Origin of the sequence: Nonomuraea sp. NPDC050328 (assembly GCF_044459405.1) — a bacterium.
In the GTDB taxonomy this organism is placed as follows: Bacteria; Actinomycetota; Actinomycetes; order Streptosporangiales; family Streptosporangiaceae; genus Nonomuraea.
On record NZ_JBITIW010000020.1, the window covers coordinates 21,195 to 40,199 of the forward strand.

Sequence of the window (19,005 nt, forward strand, 5' to 3'; positions counted from 1 at the left end):
TTTTTGATCATGGGGGCTGAGAGACCCGCGCCCACGTCGCCCTTTTTCTCCCCCCGCGCCACCCCGTACCCCCCGACTGGAGGTGACCCGTGGCGAACCGACGCCCCCGCCTGGCGGCCGCGCCCACACCGGCCAAGGCGCGCGAGCGCGCTCCGGACCTGCGCGACGCCGTCCGGGACGCGGTCGAGGCGATGGACTGGCTCCAGCCGAGCGACCAGGCGATGAAGGCTCTCGCGCTCCGGCAGGCCGAAGAGATCGAAAAGGCCATCGACCGCGCCGAGGAGCTGGCCGAGCTGCGCCGGGATCTGGCCGGCGACGAAGGCGCCTACCGGCGGCTGCAGAAGTTGGAGGCGATGTGCGAGATCACCAAGACCGTCGGCTGGCTCGGACCGCAGCTGCAGGGTGTGCTTCGTGACCTGGGCGGGGCACCGACAGCCCGGCAGGCGATGAAGACCGACAAGCCGGTGGGAGGACGGCTTGCTCAGCTCCGCGCCGGTGCTGCTGGGGAGCACCACTCCTAGGATCTGGACGCCGCCGCTGGCCTCCGGTCCCCCTGGGCCGTGCGGGTGCGGGTGCGCGCTGACGCCGGCGACGTCGCTGGGGTTCTCCGCGGTGGACTTCGCCGTGGAGGTGCTGCGGGTGCGGCCGCTGCCATGGCAGCGCTGGCTGCTGATCCACGCGCACGAGCTGCGCTGGGACGGCCGGTTCCGGTTCCGCACGGTGCTGGTGCTCGTCGCCCGCCAGAACGGCAAGACGACCCTCGTCGAGGTCAAGAACCTGTGGAAGATGTTCGTCCTAGGGGTCGGCCTGGTGATCGGCACGGCGCAGAACCTCGACATCTCCGAGGAGTCCTGGGAGAAGGCCGTCGAGATCGTCGAGGGCACCCCGGAGCTCGCGGCCGAGATAGCGCACATCGACCGGACGAACGGCAAGAAGGCCATCCGGCTGACGAGCGGGAGCCGCTGGAAGATCGCCGCTGCCTCCCGCCGCGGCGGCCGCGGCCTGTCGGGCGACGACGTGAACCTCGACGAGCTGCGCGAGCACCAGACGTGGGACGCCTGGGGTGCGGTCACCAAGACCACGATGGCCCGCGCCAACCCGCAGACCTGGGCCTACAGCAACGCGGGCGACGACAAGTCGATCGTGCTGAACGATCTCCAGGCGAAGGGCAGGGCCGCGGCCGCGAGCCCCTCGCTGGACCCGACGTTGGGGCACTTCGAGTGGTCGGCGCCGGAAGAGGTGAAGTGCACGTGCGGGCGGCCGGGCGAGGTGCACACCCCGCAGTGCCGGCTGCAGGACCGGGCCGCGTGGGCGCAGGCCAACCCGTCGCTCGGCTACACGGTGACCGAGGAGGCGCTCGTCTCGGCGCTGGCCACCGATCCGGAGCCGATCTTCCGCACCGAGTGCCTGTGCCAGCGCGTGGAGTCCTTGACGCCGGAGTGGTCGGTCATCGGCCAGGCCGCCTGGCAGGCGGTGCAGGAGCCGGCCTCCCAGGTCGTCGACCCGGTCGCGTTCGCGCTGGATGTGACGCCGGACCGGTCGTGGGCGGCGATCGCCGTGGCGGGCCGGCGAGCAGACGGGCTCAGCCACGTGGAGATCACCGGCCGGGACGGAGCGCTCGACCACCGCCCGGGCACCGACTGGGTGGTGCCGCGCGCCGTGCAGCTGGTCGAGGCGTGGGAGCCGTGCGCGTTCGTGGTCGACCCGGGCGGGCCGGCCGGGTCGCTCATCCCCGAGCTGGAGGCGGCCGGGATCGAGGTCACCAGGCCGACGGCGCGCGAGCATGCGCAGGCGTGCGGCGCCTTCTACGACGCGATCGTGCGCCCGCCGGACGCCGAGGAGTGGGTGCCGACGCTTCGGCACCGCGGACAGGGTCCTCTCACCGCGGCGGTGGCGGGCGCCGAAAAGCGGGTGCTGGGGGATGCGTGGGCGTGGTCGCGTCGCAGCCTCAGCGTGGACATCAGCCCGCTGGTGGCGGCCACGCTGGCGCGATGGGGTCACGCGACCCGCGCTCACCTGCTCGACGACGGCGACCCGATGGACAACATCTGGTGAAAGGGGGCAGGGTGGCGCGCTCGGATGTGCGGGCGATGGCGGCTGAGCTGGCCGGGACGGTCCTGCGCGCGGCGTGGCTCGCGCTGCCGGGCCTGGCCGGGGTCGGCCTGACCGCCTACGGCGCGTGGCTGGCGTGGCCGCCCGCGGGCTACATCACCGCCGGCGTGCTCGTCCTCGCCGACCGGGTCCTCGCCTACGCGAGGACCGACCGTAGGGAGCCGTCGTGAGTCTGTTGTTCGGTACGGCCAGGCGCGCGGCCCCGGTGGAGCGGCGGGCCGATCCGCCGATCCCGCCCAACTCCTCCCTGGGCACCTCGTACTCGCGGGTGGACCTGTCGCGGGCCGAGGCCAGCCTGCAGAAGGTGGCCATCTGGGCCAGCGTGACGTTGCTGGCCGGGACCGCCTCGATGCTGCCCGTCGATGTCCTGTCGGGAGAGGGCGCCGACAAGCGGGAACGGCCCAAGCCGCGCTGGCTGCTCGACCCGGCCGGCGACGGCAACGGCCTGGAGGACTGGACCTGGCAGCTGTTCTACTCGTGGCTGTTGCGCGGCAACGGATTCGGCCTGATCGGCGAGCGCGACCCCCGGCTCGGCACACCGACACAGATCGTGCTGCAGCACCCGGACGAGGTCGCAGCCTGGCGCGACCGGGACGGTAAGCCGCGGTACCGGATCCGCGGCCAGGAAGTGCCGCAGGGCCAGATGTGGCACAAGCGGGTCTACCCGGTGCCCGGGCAGCTGCGCGGCCTGTCGCCGATCGAGCACCAGGCGCTGACGATCGGCGTGGGCATCGCGGCCCTGCGCTTCGGCGCGCAGTGGTTCGAGCAGGGCGCCCACCCGACCGGCATCCTGTCCAACGACAAGAACCTGGACCAGACGCAGGCGACGACGGCCAAGCAGCGCTTCCTCGCGGCGATCCAGGGTCGGCGCGAGCCGGTCGTGCTCGGGTCGGGCTGGAAGTACGAGGCGATCCAGATCGCCCCCGAAGATTCCCAGTTCCTGGAGACCAACCAGTTCACGGCCGCCGAGTGCTGCCGGATCTTCGGCGCCGGCCTGGCCGAAGTGCTCGGCTACGAGACCGGCGGAGCGTTGACCTACCAGAACATCGAGCAGCGCAACCTGCAGCTGCTGATCTACGCGCTGGACCCGTGGCTGACGCGGCTGGAGCGCGCACTGACCGAGCTGCTGCCCCGCCCCCAGTACGTGAAGATCAACCGGGCGGCGTTGCTGCGCACGGACCTCCTGACCCGCTACCGCGCGCACCAGCTGATGATCCGCAACCGGTTCGGCACGCCGGACGAGGCGCGCGAGCTGGAGGACAAGCCGCCCCTCACCGACGAGCAGGTGCAGCAGCTGCTCACCCTCCCGCCGACCGGGTCCGCGAGCACCACCGACCGCCCCGAGGAGTAGATGATGGACATCTCCGAGCGCGCCACGAGCAAAGGCCCAGAGCGGCGCTCATACCCGGTTCAGCTCGAAGTGCGAGCGCAGGCCGGCGGAAAGACCCTGGTCGCCGGCTACGCGTCGGTGACCGAAGAGCCGTACGAGATGTGGGACTGGTACGGGCCCTATAGCGAGGTCGTACGGGCGGGCGCGTTCACCAAGACCCTCGGCGAGAGCCCGGCCGTGCAGCTGCTGCTCAACCACGAGGGCCTGGCCATGGCCTACACCAAGAGCGGCACCTTGCGCCTGGCCGAGGACGACACGGGCCTGCACATGGAGGCCGAGGTCAACCCCGCCCGCGGCGACGTGCGCGACATGCTCGCCGCCCTGGAGGACGGCGACGTCGACGAGATGAGCTTCGCCTTCCGGGTGATCCGCCAAAACTGGTCGCCGGACTACGAGCAGCGCGACATCGTCGAGGTGTCCCTGAACCGCGGCGACGTCAGCGTGGTCAACTTCGGCGCCAACCCGGCCACGTCCGTGGAGAGGCTCGCCCTGCGCGGCCTGGACCTCGACCGGATGGGCGAGGAGAGCGCCCGGGCGCTCGTGTCCCGCCTGCAGCGGCGCCTCGACGGCCAGGCGCCCGCCGTCCCAGACGCGCCCGCACCCGCGGCCCCGGCCGCACCCCAGACCCAGCGGCACCCGCTGTCGCTGTACGAGGCCGAGGCCGCACTCCTCGGCTGATTCCGCCTGACCTCCTGACGCGCCGGAGCCAAGCGCCGGAGCGGCCCTCGCTGCCGCCACCACGCACGGCCACCACCCCGACGGACGACGGCACGACCCACCTATCGAAAGGAGGGGCTCCGTGCTGGAGTTCCTGCGTCAGCAGCTCACGAAGCTGCTGGAAGAGCGGGCCGAGCTGAAGACCGAACTGGACGCCGTCCTCACGGCGCCCCGGGCCGAGCAGCGCGACCTGAACGACGAGGAGAGCACCGACTTCGCCGAGAAGCGCGCCGCGCTCAAGGCCAAGGACGAGGAGATCGAGGAGCGCCGTAAGCGCATCGCCGAACTCGAGGAGGACGACAAGCGCGAGCAGCGCGTCGCGGAACTGGCCGCCCAGTACGGCCAGACGGGCGAGCAGCGCGAGAAGGCGTCCGGGGTGAGCGTCACGGCCGAGCCGGCGACCTACCGCAAGGGCGGCACCGCCTCCTACTTCAAGGACCTGGTGCGCGCTCAGCTGCAGGGCTCGCGCGAGGCGACCGACCGGCTGGTCCGCAACCAGCGCGAGGTCAACGCCGAGCTGGAGAAGCGCGCCCTGTCGACCACGGACGGCGCCGGCGGCGAGTTCGTGCCGCCGCTGTGGATGATGGAGGAGTGGGTGGCGCTGGCCCGCGCCTCGCGCGTGGTGGCCAACCGGCTGCGGTCGCTGCCCCTGCCCATCGGCACCGACTCGATCAACCTGCCGCGCCTGGCGACCGGCACGGCGGTCGCCGAGCAGGCGACGCAGAACACCGCGGTGCAGAACACCGACGCGACGACGAACTCGGTGACCGCGCAGGTCACCACGATCGCCGGTCAGCAGGTGGTCAGCCTCCAGCTGATCGAGCAGTCGCCGATCAACATGGACGACGTGCTGCTGGCCGACCTGGCCGCCGACTACGCGATCAAGGCGGACGTGTTCGTCCTGACGAACAACGCCGCCGGCAAGCGCGGCCTGCTGAACGTGACCGGCCAGAATGCCGTCACCTACACCGACGCCTCGCCGACCGCGGGCGAGCTGTACGGCAAGGTCGCCGACGGCATCCAGCAGGTCCACACCGGGCGCTTCATGCCGCCTGACGTGATCTTCATGCACCCGCGGCGATGGGCGTTCCTGCTGTCGGCGCTGGACTCGGCCGGCCGCCCGCTCGTCACCCCGGCGGCCAACGCGCCGCAGAACGTGCTCGCGGCCGTCGGCGAGATCAACAGTGAGGGCTTCGTCGGCAGCATGCAGGGCCTGCCGGTCTTCGTCGACCCGAACATCCCCATCAACCTCGGGGCGGCGACCAACGAGGACCGCATCATCGTGACGCGCAGCTCCGACGTGATCCTCTTCGAGGGCACCCCGCGCAGCGAGGCCTTCCGCGAGACCAAGGCCGACCAGCTCAGCGTGCTGCTGCGCTTCTACAACTACCTGGCGCTGCACAGCGAGCGCTACCCGAAGAGCATCAGCGTCATCGGCGGGACCGGCCTGGTCACGCCCACGTTCTGAGCATCCGCCGACGTTCGAGAAGGAGAACGAGTATGGCCGAGATCGAGGGCGCACAGCCGGCTCCGGAGCGCGCCCAGCAGCAGCAGGACGACCGCGACTGGCCGCGGCCGGGCGAGGAGGGCTACGTCCACCCCGACGGCACGCGCCAGTCGGAGCAGCAGCTGGACGACAACCGGCGCGCGGCGGCCGACCGGGCTGCGGCCGGCAGCGTCATCCACGGTGCGCCGCTGGCCACGCCGGGCCCGGACGTCCAGGCCGAGCGCGACAAGGCGGTCGAGCGGGCGCAGGACTACGACGGCACCACCACCGAGGAGGCCGAGGAGCGCCTGACGGCCTGGGTGGAGGAGAAGACCGAGGAGAAGGCCGAGGAGGCAGCCGGCGAGTCCGAGGCCGAATCCGGCGCCGACAGCAGGAAGAGCGCCGCCGCCCGCCAGCGCGCGGCCAAGAAGAAGGAGTCGTAGGCGATGCCGGAGCAGGTCCCGGTCCGCTCGGTGCGGACCGGCGGTATCGACTACGTCGAGCTGCCCACGCCGGAGGAGGCCACTATCGCAGCGCTGCGCCGCGAGCGGGAGGGCTATCTGCGTTACGGCAAGTCCGACCGGGCCGCCCAGGTCGAGGTCGAACTGCGCCGCTTGGGCGCCTCCGTCGACCCCGTCGACCCCGTCGACCCCGACGAGCACGAGCCCGCGGAGCCGCCGGAGTCGGAGTCGGAAGCGGGCGGCGGCGAGCAGGAGACGGCCGTCGACAACGAGCCGCGCGAGCGGGCCGTCCCGGCAAGAAAGGGCAGGCGGACCGGTGACGGCGCTGGTCACGCTTGAGGAGGCCAGGGCGCAGCTGAACCGCGCTGCGTCCGCTTCCGCCACCGATGCGGAGATCCTGCGCGTGATCGAGGCGGTGACCGCGCCGATCGAGCGAATCGCCGGCGCGGTCCTTCCGACGCCGCACACGGAGGTGTACGCCGGCGGCGGCCGGGCGATCGTCCTGGCCCACGCCCCGGTCCTCACCGTCACCTCCGTGGGCCTGGCCGTCGGCGGCGAGCTCGCCGCCGACGGCTGGCGGCTCGATAGGACCTCCGGCGTGCTGACCCGATTGGCGGCCGGGTCGCCCAGCATCTGGGAGCCCGGCCAGCTGACCATCTCCTACGTGGCGGGCCTGCCCAGCATCCCGCCGCACGTACGGATGGCCGCCCTGATCACCGTGCAGCACCTGTGGGAGCTACAGCGCGGCAGCCGCGACCAGCGGTTCACCGGCAGTAGCGATCAGGCGTGGACGCCAGCGATGGGCTTCGCCCTCCCGCACCGCGCGATGGAGCTGCTCGGCGAGCAGACCGCAGGGATCGCCTGATGATCTCGACGGTTCCCGCAGTCCTCGACGCGCTGCTGTCGCTGTGGGCGAAGGCCCTGCCCGGGGTGCAGGTGGTCGACGGGCAGCCGCTTGAGGTCGAGCCCGACGTGGTGTTCGTCGGCTTCACCGGCCTCCCGGGCGAGCCGGTGGTCACCTCGACCCGTACGCGCGAGCAGGCGGCCACGCTGCCCGAGCACGAGGCGTACGCCATCACCTGTCTCGCCTCGTCGCTGCGTGGCGAAACCGACGCCAAGCAGGTGCGCGACCGGGTCTACGAGATGGTCAGCGCGCTCGCCGGCGAGCTGGCCGCCGACCCGACCCTGGGCGGCCTGGTCGCCCGTGCGGAGCTGTCGACCGAGTCGTTCGCCCAGGAGCAGACGAACGAGGGCGCAGCCGCGACCCTGCAGTTCGTCGTCAACGTCGACGCCTGGACCGAGTGATGGCCACCCGCCCGCGGCCGGGCCACGGCACCGACGAGCTGCGGCGCTTCATCCGCAGCTTCGAGGACGGATTCCCGGCCGACCTCCGCACGGAACTGCGGCGGCCGCTACGGCAGGCCGGCGAACGCGCCCGGACACTGGCCCGGTCGAACGCGGCCTGGTCGACCCGGATCCCCGGCGCGATCCGCCTGCGGGTGTCGTTCACCGCCCGCCGGCCCGGCGTCATCTTGGAGGTCGACCAGCGCCGGGCACCCCACGGTCGCGCGCTTGAGCACCTGGGCAAGGCCGGCTGGTTCCGCCACCCCGTCTTCGGTCAGCGCCGCCGCTGGGTGCGTCAGCGGTCGCGGCCCTACCTGTTCCCCGCCGCCCGGGCGGCGATGGCCGCCATGGACACCGACATCGCCGCGGCCGTCGACATGGCCGCCGCCAAGCACGGCTTCCGCTGACGCGGACCCCCGACGAAAGGACACCCTGATGGCATTCGGCCTGAAGGCCCTGCTCCAGCTCGAATCGGAGCTGACATCGCCGCTCGATCTGTCGACGCCCAGTTCCCTCCTCAAGATCGCTCAGCAGATCACGTTCGCGCAGGGTGCCGGCGCGGGCCAGGCGGACATGATCTGGGCCGACCGGCGCACCATCGCCGCGTCGGCGACCGACAGCCTCGACCTGGCCGGCTCGGCACTGCAGAGCCCTTTCGGCGGGGGGCTGACGTTCGCCCGCCTAAAAATGATCTTCGTGCGGGCGGCGGCCGCGAACGTCAACAACGTCAACATCATCCGGCCCGCCAGCAACGGCGTGCCGTGGGCGCTCGCCGCAGGCGACGGCTTCCCGATCCGGCCGGGCGGCATCTTCTTCTGGTACGACCCCAGCGCCGCCGGTGCCGTCGTCACCCCCGGCACCGGCGACCTTCTCGACCTCGTCAACAGCGGCGCCGGCACGACCGTCGAGTACGAGGTCGTCCTCGTCGGCGCCGCCTCCTAGGAGCACACACCATGCCCGAACTGCAGCTCATCGACATCGTTCATCCCGGCCAGCCCGGCGTCGTGGCCTCGGTGCCCGCCTCGGCGCTGCCCCACCACCAGCGCGCCGGCTGGCGTCTGGCCGAGCCGACCGATCTGCGCGCCCACGCGCTGCAGATCCTGGTCGACGGCGGCATCGACCCCGACATGGCCGAGCGGCTGCTCCTGCCCGCCGACCCGAACGTGGAGGCCCGGGACCGGGATCAGAACGTCGCGCCGGCCTCCGAAGCGGAGCCGGACCAGGAGAGCAAACCGCGGCGTCAGCGCGCCAAGGACTTGGACCCGAAGGAGTAGCAGATGCCCGCAACACCCATTGCCGCCGTCCAGAGGTACTACCCGAAGGGCTCCCTCAAATGGATCTTCGTGGCGACCATCGCGAATAAGAGCCTGGTCACCCGAGCCGAGATCAACTCAGGGACGGACTTGACCAAGCAGGTCGCCGCCTGGAGCGGGTTCACCACCAGCACGCAGTTCGTCAACACCCCCGATGCCAACTCCCGCTTCACGAGCAAGATCACGGGCGACATCGAGGCCGAGGACTCATCGCTGACGATCTACCTGGACCCGTCCGGTAACGACGCCCGCCAGCTCATGCCGCAGGACACCATCGGCTACATCCTGCGCATGGACGCCGGCGACGTCCCCGGTCGGCGCATGGACAACTTCCCCATCCAGGTCGGCAGCGTCGGTAAGCCGTTCGAGATGGGCGACGCCGTCGTCGGCGTCTTCAGCTTCGCGATCACCGACGAGCCCGCGCAGAACATCGCCATCCCCGCCTAACACACAGGAGCGCCCTCATGACGAACCTTCTCACCCGCGACCAGCTGTTCCAGGTCGCAGCGGACCTGCCATGGCAGGACGTGCCGATCCGCAAGCCGCCGAACGGCGAGGTGATCGGCACGATGCGGCTGCGCGGCATGACCGGCGAGGAGTCCACCGAGTGGCAGGACTCCTCCGTCCAGGTCAAAGGCAAGACACGCCGCCAGTCCAAGCACACCCTGGCGATGCTGATCGTCACGTGCGCGATCAACGAGGACGGCAGCGAGGTCTTCGACCGGCGCGACGTGATGAAGGTGTCGCAGATGCCCGGCTACGTGCTCCAGCAGCTCGGCGAGGTCGCGCTCGTCCTTTCCGGCCTGGGCGAAGACGACGAGGCGCGGGAGCTGATCGAGGATTTCGACGAAACCCCCGACGCCAGCTTCACTTCCGACTAGCGCTCGCTTTCGGCATGCCGGTCGCACAGCTGCTCAAAGGCATCTCTTCACGCGAGCTCGCCGAGTGGGAGGCGTTCGAGCAGGTGTACGGCCCGGTCGGTGTCGAGGCCCGCCTCGACCTGGCGGCCGCGCGCATCGTCGCCCGGCTGACCAACATCTTCCAGCCGCAGCGCAACGGTCAGACGTACGAGGCCAGCGACTTCCTCGCCGCATGGGCAGCGCGCCCGGTCGAGGGCTACGAGCTGCGAGAGGAGGACGCCGATGCCGAGCCTGATGCGTAACCTGCGCATCGTCTTGGGCGTCGACCTGGACGAGCGCGGCCTGAAGAGGGCCGATCGGGCGCTGGCCGACATCGACCGCAGGCTCGGCAAGCTCGGCCGGACCATGGCCGTCAGCGCCGGACTGACCGGCCTGGCCGGCGGCGCCACCGCGCTCGTGGGCGCGCTGCTGCCCGCCGCCGGGGCCGTGATGGCCCTGCCCGGCGCGATGGCGATCGCGAAGACCGCCACGGCCGCGCTCAAGGTCGGCGTGATCGGCCTCGGCGACGCGTTCGAGGCCGTCGCGTCCGGAGACGCCGACGCACTCCAAAAGTCGCTCACCAAGCTGAGCCCGTCTGCTCGCCGGCTGGTCCTGGAGGCGAACGGCCTCAAAGGCATGTGGGACCCGATCCAGCAGGCGGTGCAACAGCAGCTGTTCAGCCGGCTGGACCGGCAGCTGCAGCCCGTCGCGAGGAACCTGTTGCCGACGGTGCGCGGCGGCATGCTGGACATCGCCGGAGCGACCAACCGCGCCGCCCGTGAGGCGGCCGGCTTCGCCAAGACCCCGCTCGCCCGGGGCGCCACCGCGGCGACGCTGGGGGCGACGTCGCGCACGATGGGCCTGCTGGCCAGCGCCACCCGGCCGGCGCTGAGCCTGGTCGCCCGCCTCACGGTGGCGAGCCTGCCGCTGGCCGAGCGCATGGCGGCCTGGGGGACGAACGGCATCAAGGCCGCGTCCGGGTTCGTGGCCAGCGAGCGCGGCGCGGCCAAGCTCACCAGCACGGTGGACCGGGCCGGCGACACCCTCGCCCAGCTCGGCCGGATCACCGGCAACGTCGGCGGCGCTATGGGCGCGATCTTCGGCCGGATGGAGGACGACGGCGAAGGCGTCCTGGACACCATCGAGAAGGTGACCGCCCGCTTCGAGGCGTGGACCAAGACCGCCCGCGGGCAGCAGGCCATCGCCGACGCGCTCGGCCTGCTACGCGACGTCCTCGGGGACGTCGGCGACGTGCTGCCGCTGGTCACCGGCCCGCTCGGCCTGGTCGCCTCCCTGCTCACGTCGCTGCCCGGTCCGCTGCGGGACGTCGTCACGCAGGGCCTGGCCCTCGCGCTCGTCGTCGGCCCCCTGGCGGGGAAGATGGGCGGTCTCGCCTCCGGCGTGCTGCACATGGTGGCGGCCAGCCGGGACGCCGACACCCCGCTCGGCCGGCTCCGCGACCGGATGGGCGAGGTCGCCGACCGCGCCAGCGGCGGCCGGGGCGGCATGGGCGGCCGGCTCGCCGGCGTCGCCGGGATGCTCGCCGCGGCCGGCCCGTGGGGGCTGGCCATCGCCGGTGGCGTGACCGCGCTGGCAATCTTCGCCAACCGCAACGCCGAGTCCGCCGCCCGCGTCGCGGACCTGTCGGACGCGCTGTACCGCAACAAGGGCGCCCTGGACGCCGACGCCATCAGCAAGGTGAAGAACACGCTGGAGACCGAGGGCGTCTACCAAGCCGCCCAGAAGCTCGGCATCAACCTGTCCCTGGTCACCGACGCCGCGCTCGGCAACAAGGCCGCCCTCGGCCAGCTGAACGCCCAGCTGCAGACGCACGCGGTCGAACTGCGCGTCGGCGCCGGCCGCGTCGGCAGCTTCGCCACCGGGCAGAAGCAGCTCGTCGGCGGCGCACTCCTGGTCAGCAACGCCGTGTCCGGCACCAACAGCGAGCTGTCCGAGGCCGCCGCCCAATACCAGCGGCTCACCGCCGCCGAACCCAAGCTGACCCAGGCCAGCAACTCCGTGGCTGCCGGCATCACAAAGGTCGGCGGCAGCGCGAGCCGAGCCTGGACCGACGTCGCGCTCCTCAACACCCAGCTCGTGCGCTTCCGCAGCCTGAGCGGCGACGCCGACATGGCGGCGATCGGCTTCCACGAGGCGCTCGACGGCCTGTCCGGCGCCCTGAAGCGCAACAACCTGCAGATCGACCAGCGCACCGGCAAGTTCAACCTGAACAACAAGGTCGGCCGGGAGAACAACAAGCTGGTCATCGACGCGATCCGCTCCGCGGTCGATCACGCCTCGAAGGTCAAGGAAGAGACCAACTCGGTCGACAAGGCCAACCGGGTCTTCGCCACCCACATCGACCGGCTGCGCGGCGTGATGTCCAAGGCCGGGCTGTCCAAGGAGGCGATCGACCGGCTGATCCGCCGCTACACCACGCTGCCCGGCGACATCAACGCCGCGCTGCGGGCGATCCGCGACCGCAACATCCGGATCAAGGTCTCGGCCGACGGGAAAGTCTGGGCGCCCGGCTGGGGCGGCAGCTACGCCACCGGCGGCGTCCTGCCCGGCTACACCCCGGGCAAGGACGTGCACCAGTTCGTCTCCCCCACCGGCGGGCGGCTGGCGCTGTCCGGCGGCGAGGCCGTCATGCGGCCCGAGTGGGTCAAGGCCGTGGGCCGCGACTACGTGGAGAGGGCGAACGGAGCCGCGCGCCGCGGCGGCGTCACCGCCGTGGCCAAGCAGCTGGGCCTCGCCGGCGACCCGGGCGGCGTCGTGCGCGGCTTCGCCGACGGCGGCATCATCGCCGGCGGCGACATCAACGTCATGCCCGGCATCCGCCGGGCCGTGACCACCGCCAACAACCGGATCGACCGCATCGCCGACCGGATCGCCGACCGCGCCGTGAAGAAGGTCGAGGAGGTCGTCGGCGGCCCCGGCAAGCGCGCGGTGAGGGCGGCCCGCAGCCAGCTCGGCGTGCCGTACAGCTGGGGCGGCGGCGGACCCGCAGGGCCGTCCTACGGCTTCGCCCAGGGCGCCAACATCCGCGGCTTCGACTGCAGCTCGCTCATGCAGTACGCCTGGTACAAGGCCACCGGCAGGGTGTCGCCGCGCACCACCTACAGCCAGGCGCCATGGGTGAACCGGATCCCAGGCCCGCGCCCGGGCGCGTTCGGCTTCCCCCACGCGGGCCATGTCTTCATGGCCTCCGACCGGCCCGGCCGCATCATCGAGGCGCCGTTCACCGGCGCCCGCGTGCGCGAGGTCCCGGCCCGCTCGGCCTGGTGGGGCATGCCGCCGTGGAAGTTCGACGAGGGCGGCGTCATGCCGCCCGGCTACGGCACCTACTACAACGGGACCGGGCAGCCGGAGTACGTCTTCACGCAGCAGCAGATGCGCGACGGCGGCGGCCCGGTCGACCATGGCGGATTCGGCCTGACGATCCACAACCACTTCCACATCCCGAACCACCCGAACAAGCACGAGATCGGCCGGGAGATCTACGAGAGCCTGCAGCCGTACATGCAGCGCAGCAAGAGGAAGCTGCCCACCTGATGTCCGCGCCGCTGTACCCGCAGATCATCGCCGAGTGCCAGTTCACGGAGCCGACGTGGTCGGACATCTCGCCGTGGCTGCGTGGCGCGCTGGTCAGGAGCGGTGTCTCGCGGGTGGAGGCGCCGATCGTCCGCTACGACACCGGCACCACGACGATCACGCTCGACAACCGGGACAGGCGGTTCGACCCGACGAATCTGGCCGGCCCGTACGTCGAGGGCGGCGGCGGTGGCGAGTCCGGAGTCCACCAGTTCACCTGCACCCACACCCAGGTGTACGGCCACGGCTGGACCATCGACATCAAGTCGGCCGCCGGCACCCAGGCGTCCATCGTCAACGTCTCCTCGAAGGCGACCGGCACCACCGGCAGCACCACCGTGGACAAGCCCTCGGGCACCGCGGCGGGGCACCGGCTGATCGCCGTGCAGTTCTCCGACGTCGGCACGCTGGGCGACCTCGGCAACCCGACCGGCGGCGCGGGCTGGGGCACGCCGATCGCCTCACGCACCGAGGGCGACGACACCCTGCAGAGCAAGGTGTGGGCCAAGACCGCCGGCGGCGCCGAGCCCGCCACCTACGGCTTCACCCAGAACTCCGGCGCCGACGGCGTCATCTTCATCATCGCGGTGCGGGACTGGGACCCGCTGTCGTCGGAGATCGTGCTCTCGCAGTCCAACAGCGAGGCGGCGGTGTTCAACACCCCGTCGACCACGCCGCACGCAGCAGACGACCTGGAGTTGCGCCTGGTGGGCGCCTCGGCCGGCACCGGCCAGTCCCAGGGCGGCGCGAACTGGATGCCGCCGCAGGAGGAGGGCTGGGCCGAGTGGGGCGACACCCAGTCCGGAAGCTTCACCACCGGCGCCCTGGCTGCCAAGCAGCTCACCTCCGTCGGCGCCGGCACCGGCACCCGCGTCAAGCCCGGCCGCCCCATCAGGCTGCGCGCCGTCTTCCCGCTCACCCCCACCACGAACCTGATCACGAACCCGTCGCTGGAGGTCGACACGAGCGGCTGGGCCGCGCTGGCCGGCTCGGCCATCGCCCGCGTCCCGGACGTCTCCCGCACCGGCGGCTACAGCCTGGAGGTGCGCCGTACGGCCGCGGCCGCCCAGTACGGCGTCACCATCTCCGGTGTCGCGGCCGGCGCGACCGTCGGGGAAACCGTCACCATCTCGGCCCACATCTACGTGCCCGCCGCGGCGTACGCGAAGGTGACGGGCGTGCGCATCGGCGCGACCGGCGTCGCCGTGGCCACGGTCTCCACGGCCGGGCTGCAGCCGGACACCTGGTGCCGCGTCAGCCGTACCGCGGTGCTGTCGGCCGGTCTGGCCAATGTTCAGATCCAGGTGATCGCCGACGGCACGCTGCCCGACGGGCAGATCGTCGCCTTCCTCGACGCCGTCCAGGCCGAGGAGGCCGCGGCGGCCACGCCGTACTGCGACGGCGCGCAGCCGGGCTGCACCTGGTCCGGTACGGCCCACGCCTCATCCAGCAGCCGAGGCTCCAGCATGTCGGAGGACCTGTTTACCGGGTTCGCAGACGACTGGCTGGTGAGCTGGAGCGGCACCTACGACAGCGAGGTGACCGTGCCGTGCACCGACGCGCTGGACATCATCGCCGGCAACGATCGGGCGCCGGTGGCCGCGGTCGGTGCCGGCGAGGACTCCGGCGCGCGGGTGCACCGCATCCTCGACTCGGTCGGCTGGCCGGTCGGGGCCCGGCAGATCGACGTCGGCAGCTCGACGCTGCAGGCCACCACGCTGGAGGGCAGCGGCCTGTCGGAGCTGCAGCTGGTCGCTGACACCGAGATCGGTGAGCTCTACCAGAACGCTTCTGGCGATGTCGTGTTCCGCAACCGGCAGGCCATCCTCACCGACGAGCGGACCACCACGGTGCAGGCGCGTTTCGGGCCCGGCGGCGAGGCCTCCGGCCGACTGGGGTACAAGGACGTCGGTATCGCCTACGACCGGCAGCAGATGGCCAATGAGGTGCGCATCACCCGGGCGGGCGGCTCGGCCGCCCAGGTCGCGATCGACGCGGCCAGTATCGCCGAGTACAACCAGACGAAGACCTACGAGCGCACCGACCTGATCATGCAGTCGGACGCCGAGGCGCTCTCGGCCGCGCAGTGGCTGCTGTCGGTGTCCAAGGAGCCGGAGCTGCGGTTCGACTCGCTGGAGGTGTGGGGCCAGGCCGACCCGGTCAACTTGTTCCCGCAGATCCTCGGCCGCAGGATCGGCGACCGGATCGAGATCGACCGGCGGCCGGTCGGCGGCGGCGACCCGGTGGTGCGCGAGGTCATCATCCGCGGCGTCTCGCACGAGATCCGCGGCGTCGGCGGCGGGCAGCCGCGCTGGGTCACCATCTGGCAGCTGCAGTCCGCGCAGAAGAGCGGCAACTTCTGGACGCTCGGCCACCCCACGCTCGGCCGGGTCGACACGAATGCGCTGGTGTACTGATGGCGTTCAAGACGTGGGGCCACGACGAGGTCGGATACGCGGCCGACCTCAACCGGTTCTGGGTGCAGGGCATGCACGTGTTCAAGCCCGCCGACGAGGTCGTCACCAACAGCGCAGTCGTGCAGGCCGATGACCACCTGGTGCTGCCGGTGGAGGCGAACACGGACTACTGGATGGAGTGCTTCGTCATCTACAACGCCCCCACCGCGAACGACATGCAGCTCGGCTGGACCGGGCCGGCGCTCGCCACCATGGAGTGGTCCAACAACGGGCTCGCTCTGGGCGCGGCCGACGCCGTCGACCGCATCTCGCGCACCGCGCTGGGCATCGGCAGCATCGCCACCATCGGCGGCGCCGGCTCGGATGCCATCTGCGCGATGAAGGGCATGCTGCGCGTGCTGGGCACCGCCGGTGACCTGCGGATGCGGTGGGCACAGAGCACCGCGGGCGCCGGCACCAACGTCACCATCAAGGCCGGCAGCATGCTCATGCTGACCCGGCTGAAGGCATAGGGAGCCGGGGTGCCGATCAAGAACTTCGAGGTGGGCAAGCCGCCCGGCTCGGCCGACATCAACCGGTACTTCCAGCAGCGCGCCCACGTCATCAAGCCGTCGGACGAGTCCATCGCCAGCTCGACCACGCTGCAGAACGATGACCATCTGTTCCTCAACGTGGCCGCCAACACCCATTACTGGGTGGAGGCGATGATCCGGTACGACGGCGCGACCGGCGGCGACCTGAAGTTCGGCTGGTCGGTGCCGTCCGGCTCCACCTTCGAGTGGACCTCGAACGGGCTCGCCACCGCGGCTACGAGCACGGCGGACGACCTGTGGCGGCGCCGCCGTACCGCCGCCCAGGACGAGATCGTCGGCGCGGTCGGCGCCGGCACCGACCTGCTCGCCCTGCCCGAGGGGCTGCTGCGCGTCGGAGCCACGGCGGGCACGCTGCGCCTGCGCTGGGCGCAGGGCACCAGCTCGGCCACGGCGACGCGGGTGTTCCTCCGCTCGATGCTGATGATCTCCCGGATGGTGCCCTGATGCCGATCAAGGACTGGGCCGACGGCGAGCGGCCGCCGGCCTCGGACCTGAACCGGTACCCGCTGCAGCAGGTCCACGTCATCAAGGCCGCCGACGAGTCGATCGCCTCAAGCACCACGATGCAGAATGATGACCATTTGTTCGTCGAGGTGGAGGCAGGCACCGACTACTGGCTGCAGGCGTATCTGATCTACGAGGGCGCCGGTGAGCCCGGCGGCGATTTCAAGGTCGGCTGGCTCGCCCCCTCCGGGACCACCCTCGACTGGATGTCGGACTCCTTCGCCTCCACAGCGACCGCCACGTCGGGAGCCGTGTCGCGCACCTACCAGACCCTGACCTCCCTGCCTGCCCCCGGAACGCAGGGGGCCGGCGTCGGGCTGGTCTGCATGCCGCGCGGCGTGCTCCGGATCGGCGGCACCGCGGGCACCCTCCGGCTGCGGTGGGCGCAGAACATCTCCTCGGCCACCCCCACGATCCTGCGCGCCGGATCCATGCTCCGGCTCCGACGCCTCACCACCTGAGAGGACCGGCACCGGCATGAGCGACAAACGCGACTACGAGCCCGGCACGCCGCAAGAGGTGGCCGCGCTCGTCACGCGGCTGGCCAAGCAGCCCGGCGGCCGCGGCCGCCGACTGCTCAGCCGTACCGGCGGCCGCGTCGACCACCGCAAGGCCGACGACGTCCTGGCGCTCGCCGACGAGCTGGAGGCCTCCGGCGCGACCATCGGCCAGGTCTACAAGCAGGGCTTCCCCGCCGCGACCGGCCACGAGGACGCGATCGAGGAGGCGGTGAAGGCCGCCCGCGTGTACGGCAAGCCGATCACCGCCGAGGTCGTCCAGACGCCCGAGCACGAGGAGGCCGGCGAGTTCCTCGTCGTCGTGCGCGTGGTCGACGTCGACCGCGGTCGCGGCCAGCCCGCCTCGCAGCGGCCGGCCAACCCCTGATCGTGCCGCCCGTCCCCGTGAGGGCGCTGGGCGGGCGGCACCCCCATCCCGGCCCGGAAGGAGCTCCATCATGGGCGACTACGTGTGCAGCCTGCTGGCAGGCGAGCAGACCATCCCCGTCGGCGACTACTACATCGTGCGGTTCCCGTACGGCAGCGAGCCGTACGACGCGCACGGCATGCATCAGCCGGCGCAGCCGGACGGGCCGATGTCGGCCTACCCCGACGCCCGGTCGGGCCTGATCTGGCCCAAGCACGACGGCTGGGCCCACCTGTACGCGCTGATGTATTGGGAGGCCGAGGACTACACCGAGCTGCGCGACCGGTTCGTGCGCGACCCGCTCAACCTCAGCACCGGGTACGACTCGACGTGCACCGAAGACCGGGCGATCACCCCGGGCGGCCAGTACATCGCCAAGGCCTGGGCCATGTTCGTGCACCCGGAGACGCCGATCGCGCTCATGGTGCGGCACAACGCGCCGACGTCGGTGAAGCTGACGCTCGCCGAGTTCAAGATCTCCTACCAGCGTGACCCGGTCCTGCCGTGAACGCGCCGACCCGCCGCGACCGGCTCAGGCGTAACCCCTTCGGCACCTCGGCGGGCGCGGGCGCCGTGGTGCTCGGCGTGCTCGGCCTCATCGTCGGCGAGGCCGTCTCCCAGGGCATGACCAACTCGCTGCGCGGCGCTGCCGGACCGGTCGCGCACCTGTGGGGGCTCGAGCTCGCCGCAGGCGGGCTACTCAAGATCTTCGGCCTGTATTGGCACCACTCGGAGCTGGAGATCCCCGGCCTGTGGCTGATGTGCGGCGGCTACGCCTTCTACTCGATCACCGTCGTGGTCGGCCTCGGCGCGCACGGCCTGGCCGCCGGCATCATCGCCGGCGCACTGACGATCGGCTGCCTGGTCAAGGTACGCCAACTCCAGCGGCTGGCCCGGGCCACGCAGGAAAGCCAGGAGAGGGGGGAGGCGTGACGTGGAGCGAAATCCTCGTCTCGATCGCCCAAGTCGCCGCAGGCGGCGGCATCGTCCAGGCGATCATGGCGTTCAGCCGACGCCGGCAGCTTCGCCAGCTCGATCGGCAGACCGACTCCGTCGCGGTCGAAACGGCCGACAAGGTCGTCCTGATGCTCCGCACCGAGCTCGACACCACCAAAGCCGAGAACGCCGACCTCAAGCAGACCCAGGCCGACCAGCAGCGACAGATCCAAGCCCTGGCAGAGCAGGTGTCGGTGCTGCGCGCCGAGCTCGCCGTGGCCCGGACCGAGATCGCCCGTCTGTCCGGGCCCTGAG

General features: G+C 71.6%; 25 protein-coding genes. All 25 read left to right on the plus strand.

Going from position 1 to position 19,005, the window contains the following annotated elements; translation table 11 throughout:
- The first annotated feature begins 89 nt into the window (after positions 1 to 89).
- The 25 genes from ACIBG7_RS43190 to ACIBG7_RS43310 all read left to right on the plus strand — a co-directional run bounded on the left by ACIBG7_RS43190 (position 90) and on the right by ACIBG7_RS43310 (position 19,004).
- Positions 90 to 521 (plus strand): hypothetical protein, encoded by a 432-nt coding sequence (locus tag ACIBG7_RS43190; protein WP_397340086.1) that lies wholly within the window; start codon positions 90 to 92, stop codon positions 519 to 521.
- Positions 478 to 2,055, plus strand: coding sequence for a hypothetical protein (locus tag ACIBG7_RS43195; RefSeq protein ID WP_397340087.1), 1,578 nt, complete (start codon positions 478 to 480; stop codon positions 2,053 to 2,055). Before ACIBG7_RS43190 ends, ACIBG7_RS43195 begins: the two co-directional genes overlap by 44 nt.
- An 11-nt stretch (positions 2,056 to 2,066) precedes the next feature.
- Positions 2,067 to 2,282 carry a hypothetical protein gene (locus ACIBG7_RS43200; RefSeq protein WP_397340088.1) on the plus strand — a complete coding sequence of 72 codons (216 nt, stop codon included), beginning with the start codon at positions 2,067 to 2,069 and terminating at the stop codon, positions 2,280 to 2,282.
- Positions 2,279 to 3,463, plus strand: a complete 1,185-nt coding sequence (locus tag ACIBG7_RS43205) for a phage portal protein (RefSeq protein ID WP_397340089.1) — start codon at positions 2,279 to 2,281, stop codon at positions 3,461 to 3,463. Before ACIBG7_RS43200 ends, ACIBG7_RS43205 begins: the two co-directional genes overlap by 4 nt.
- Positions 3,464 to 4,180, plus strand: a complete 717-nt coding sequence (locus tag ACIBG7_RS43210; RefSeq protein WP_397340090.1) for an HK97 family phage prohead protease — start codon at positions 3,464 to 3,466, stop codon at positions 4,178 to 4,180. It begins immediately after the preceding gene.
- Between the two features lie 121 nt (positions 4,181 to 4,301).
- Positions 4,302 to 5,687: a phage major capsid protein gene (locus ACIBG7_RS43215; RefSeq protein WP_397340091.1), complete on the plus strand. Its 1,386-nt coding sequence runs from the start codon at positions 4,302 to 4,304 to the stop codon at positions 5,685 to 5,687.
- A 32-nt stretch (positions 5,688 to 5,719) separates the two neighbouring features.
- Positions 5,720 to 6,148 carry a hypothetical protein gene (locus tag ACIBG7_RS43220; RefSeq protein ID WP_397340092.1) on the plus strand — a complete coding sequence of 143 codons (429 nt, stop codon included), beginning with the start codon at positions 5,720 to 5,722 and terminating at the stop codon, positions 6,146 to 6,148.
- 3 nt (positions 6,149 to 6,151) lie between these two features.
- Positions 6,152 to 6,505, plus strand: a complete 354-nt coding sequence (locus ACIBG7_RS43225; protein WP_397340093.1) for a hypothetical protein — start codon at positions 6,152 to 6,154, stop codon at positions 6,503 to 6,505.
- Complete coding sequence (locus ACIBG7_RS43230; protein WP_397340094.1) at positions 6,483 to 7,031, plus strand: hypothetical protein; 549 nt, start codon at positions 6,483 to 6,485, stop codon at positions 7,029 to 7,031. Before ACIBG7_RS43225 ends, ACIBG7_RS43230 begins: the two co-directional genes overlap by 23 nt.
- Positions 7,031 to 7,471 carry a hypothetical protein gene (locus tag ACIBG7_RS43235; protein WP_397340095.1) on the plus strand — a complete coding sequence of 147 codons (441 nt, stop codon included), beginning with the start codon at positions 7,031 to 7,033 and terminating at the stop codon, positions 7,469 to 7,471. The genes ACIBG7_RS43230 and ACIBG7_RS43235 overlap by 1 nt, the downstream gene beginning before the upstream one ends.
- The gene (locus ACIBG7_RS43240; RefSeq protein ID WP_397340096.1) at positions 7,471 to 7,917 is read left to right on the plus strand and encodes an HK97 gp10 family phage protein; all 447 of its coding nucleotides are present in this window, start codon (positions 7,471 to 7,473) and stop codon (positions 7,915 to 7,917) included. Before ACIBG7_RS43235 ends, ACIBG7_RS43240 begins: the two co-directional genes overlap by 1 nt.
- A 28-nt stretch (positions 7,918 to 7,945) precedes the next feature.
- Positions 7,946 to 8,452 (plus strand): hypothetical protein, encoded by a 507-nt coding sequence (locus ACIBG7_RS43245; protein WP_397340097.1) that lies wholly within the window; start codon positions 7,946 to 7,948, stop codon positions 8,450 to 8,452.
- A gap of 11 nt (positions 8,453 to 8,463) precedes the next feature.
- Positions 8,464 to 8,784 carry a hypothetical protein gene (locus ACIBG7_RS43250; protein WP_397340098.1) on the plus strand — a complete coding sequence of 107 codons (321 nt, stop codon included), beginning with the start codon at positions 8,464 to 8,466 and terminating at the stop codon, positions 8,782 to 8,784.
- A 3-nt stretch (positions 8,785 to 8,787) separates the two neighbouring features.
- The gene (locus ACIBG7_RS43255; protein ID WP_397340099.1) at positions 8,788 to 9,270 is read left to right on the plus strand and encodes a hypothetical protein; all 483 of its coding nucleotides are present in this window, start codon (positions 8,788 to 8,790) and stop codon (positions 9,268 to 9,270) included.
- A 17-nt stretch (positions 9,271 to 9,287) separates the two neighbouring features.
- Positions 9,288 to 9,704, plus strand: a complete 417-nt coding sequence (locus ACIBG7_RS43260) for a hypothetical protein (RefSeq protein WP_397340100.1) — start codon at positions 9,288 to 9,290, stop codon at positions 9,702 to 9,704.
- Positions 9,705 to 9,718: 14 nt separating this feature from the next.
- Entirely contained in the window at positions 9,719 to 9,985 is a 267-nt protein-coding gene (locus ACIBG7_RS43265) for a hypothetical protein (RefSeq protein ID WP_397340101.1), read from the plus strand.
- Positions 9,966 to 13,277, plus strand: coding sequence for an NlpC/P60 family protein (locus tag ACIBG7_RS43270; protein WP_397340102.1), 3,312 nt, complete (start codon positions 9,966 to 9,968; stop codon positions 13,275 to 13,277). Before ACIBG7_RS43265 ends, ACIBG7_RS43270 begins: the two co-directional genes overlap by 20 nt.
- Positions 13,277 to 15,733 (plus strand): hypothetical protein, encoded by a 2,457-nt coding sequence (locus ACIBG7_RS43275; protein WP_397340103.1) that lies wholly within the window; start codon positions 13,277 to 13,279, stop codon positions 15,731 to 15,733. Before ACIBG7_RS43270 ends, ACIBG7_RS43275 begins: the two co-directional genes overlap by 1 nt.
- Positions 15,733 to 16,245 carry a hypothetical protein gene (locus ACIBG7_RS43280; RefSeq protein WP_397340104.1) on the plus strand — a complete coding sequence of 171 codons (513 nt, stop codon included), beginning with the start codon at positions 15,733 to 15,735 and terminating at the stop codon, positions 16,243 to 16,245. Before ACIBG7_RS43275 ends, ACIBG7_RS43280 begins: the two co-directional genes overlap by 1 nt.
- 9 nt (positions 16,246 to 16,254) lie before the next feature.
- Complete coding sequence (locus ACIBG7_RS43285; protein ID WP_397340105.1) at positions 16,255 to 16,770, plus strand: hypothetical protein; 516 nt, start codon at positions 16,255 to 16,257, stop codon at positions 16,768 to 16,770.
- The gene (locus ACIBG7_RS43290) at positions 16,770 to 17,291 is read left to right on the plus strand and encodes a hypothetical protein (protein WP_397340106.1); all 522 of its coding nucleotides are present in this window, start codon (positions 16,770 to 16,772) and stop codon (positions 17,289 to 17,291) included. Before ACIBG7_RS43285 ends, ACIBG7_RS43290 begins: the two co-directional genes overlap by 1 nt.
- A 16-nt stretch (positions 17,292 to 17,307) precedes the next feature.
- Positions 17,308 to 17,715 (plus strand): hypothetical protein, encoded by a 408-nt coding sequence (locus ACIBG7_RS43295; RefSeq protein ID WP_397340107.1) that lies wholly within the window; start codon positions 17,308 to 17,310, stop codon positions 17,713 to 17,715.
- 70 nt (positions 17,716 to 17,785) lie between these two features.
- The gene (locus ACIBG7_RS43300) at positions 17,786 to 18,262 is read left to right on the plus strand and encodes a hypothetical protein (RefSeq protein WP_397340108.1); all 477 of its coding nucleotides are present in this window, start codon (positions 17,786 to 17,788) and stop codon (positions 18,260 to 18,262) included.
- Positions 18,259 to 18,687, plus strand: coding sequence for a hypothetical protein (locus ACIBG7_RS43305; protein ID WP_397340109.1), 429 nt, complete (start codon positions 18,259 to 18,261; stop codon positions 18,685 to 18,687). The genes ACIBG7_RS43300 and ACIBG7_RS43305 overlap by 4 nt, the downstream gene beginning before the upstream one ends.
- Positions 18,684 to 19,004, plus strand: a complete 321-nt coding sequence (locus tag ACIBG7_RS43310) for a hypothetical protein (protein WP_397340110.1) — start codon at positions 18,684 to 18,686, stop codon at positions 19,002 to 19,004. The genes ACIBG7_RS43305 and ACIBG7_RS43310 overlap by 4 nt, the downstream gene beginning before the upstream one ends.
- Position 19,005 lies beyond the last annotated feature (1 nt).

Coding starts and splice junctions, on each gene's coding strand:
- ACIBG7_RS43210 (WP_397340090.1), top strand. CDS start 3,464: ATGATGGACATCTCCGAGCGCGCCACGAGCAAAGGCCCAGAGCGGCGC.
- ACIBG7_RS43220 (WP_397340092.1), top strand. CDS start 5,720: ATGGCCGAGATCGAGGGCGCACAGCCGGCTCCGGAGCGCGCCCAGCAG.
- ACIBG7_RS43225 (WP_397340093.1), top strand. CDS start 6,152: ATGCCGGAGCAGGTCCCGGTCCGCTCGGTGCGGACCGGCGGTATCGAC.
- ACIBG7_RS43235 (WP_397340095.1), top strand. CDS start 7,031: ATGATCTCGACGGTTCCCGCAGTCCTCGACGCGCTGCTGTCGCTGTGG.
- ACIBG7_RS43240 (WP_397340096.1), top strand. CDS start 7,471: ATGGCCACCCGCCCGCGGCCGGGCCACGGCACCGACGAGCTGCGGCGC.
- ACIBG7_RS43245 (WP_397340097.1), top strand. CDS start 7,946: ATGGCATTCGGCCTGAAGGCCCTGCTCCAGCTCGAATCGGAGCTGACA.
- ACIBG7_RS43250 (WP_397340098.1), top strand. CDS start 8,464: ATGCCCGAACTGCAGCTCATCGACATCGTTCATCCCGGCCAGCCCGGC.
- ACIBG7_RS43255 (WP_397340099.1), top strand. CDS start 8,788: ATGCCCGCAACACCCATTGCCGCCGTCCAGAGGTACTACCCGAAGGGC.
- ACIBG7_RS43260 (WP_397340100.1), top strand. CDS start 9,288: ATGACGAACCTTCTCACCCGCGACCAGCTGTTCCAGGTCGCAGCGGAC.
- ACIBG7_RS43265 (WP_397340101.1), top strand. CDS start 9,719: ATGCCGGTCGCACAGCTGCTCAAAGGCATCTCTTCACGCGAGCTCGCC.
- ACIBG7_RS43270 (WP_397340102.1), top strand. CDS start 9,966: ATGCCGAGCCTGATGCGTAACCTGCGCATCGTCTTGGGCGTCGACCTG.
- ACIBG7_RS43275 (WP_397340103.1), top strand. CDS start 13,277: ATGTCCGCGCCGCTGTACCCGCAGATCATCGCCGAGTGCCAGTTCACG.
- ACIBG7_RS43280 (WP_397340104.1), top strand. CDS start 15,733: ATGGCGTTCAAGACGTGGGGCCACGACGAGGTCGGATACGCGGCCGAC.
- ACIBG7_RS43290 (WP_397340106.1), top strand. CDS start 16,770: ATGCCGATCAAGGACTGGGCCGACGGCGAGCGGCCGCCGGCCTCGGAC.
- ACIBG7_RS43295 (WP_397340107.1), top strand. CDS start 17,308: ATGAGCGACAAACGCGACTACGAGCCCGGCACGCCGCAAGAGGTGGCC.
- ACIBG7_RS43300 (WP_397340108.1), top strand. CDS start 17,786: ATGGGCGACTACGTGTGCAGCCTGCTGGCAGGCGAGCAGACCATCCCC.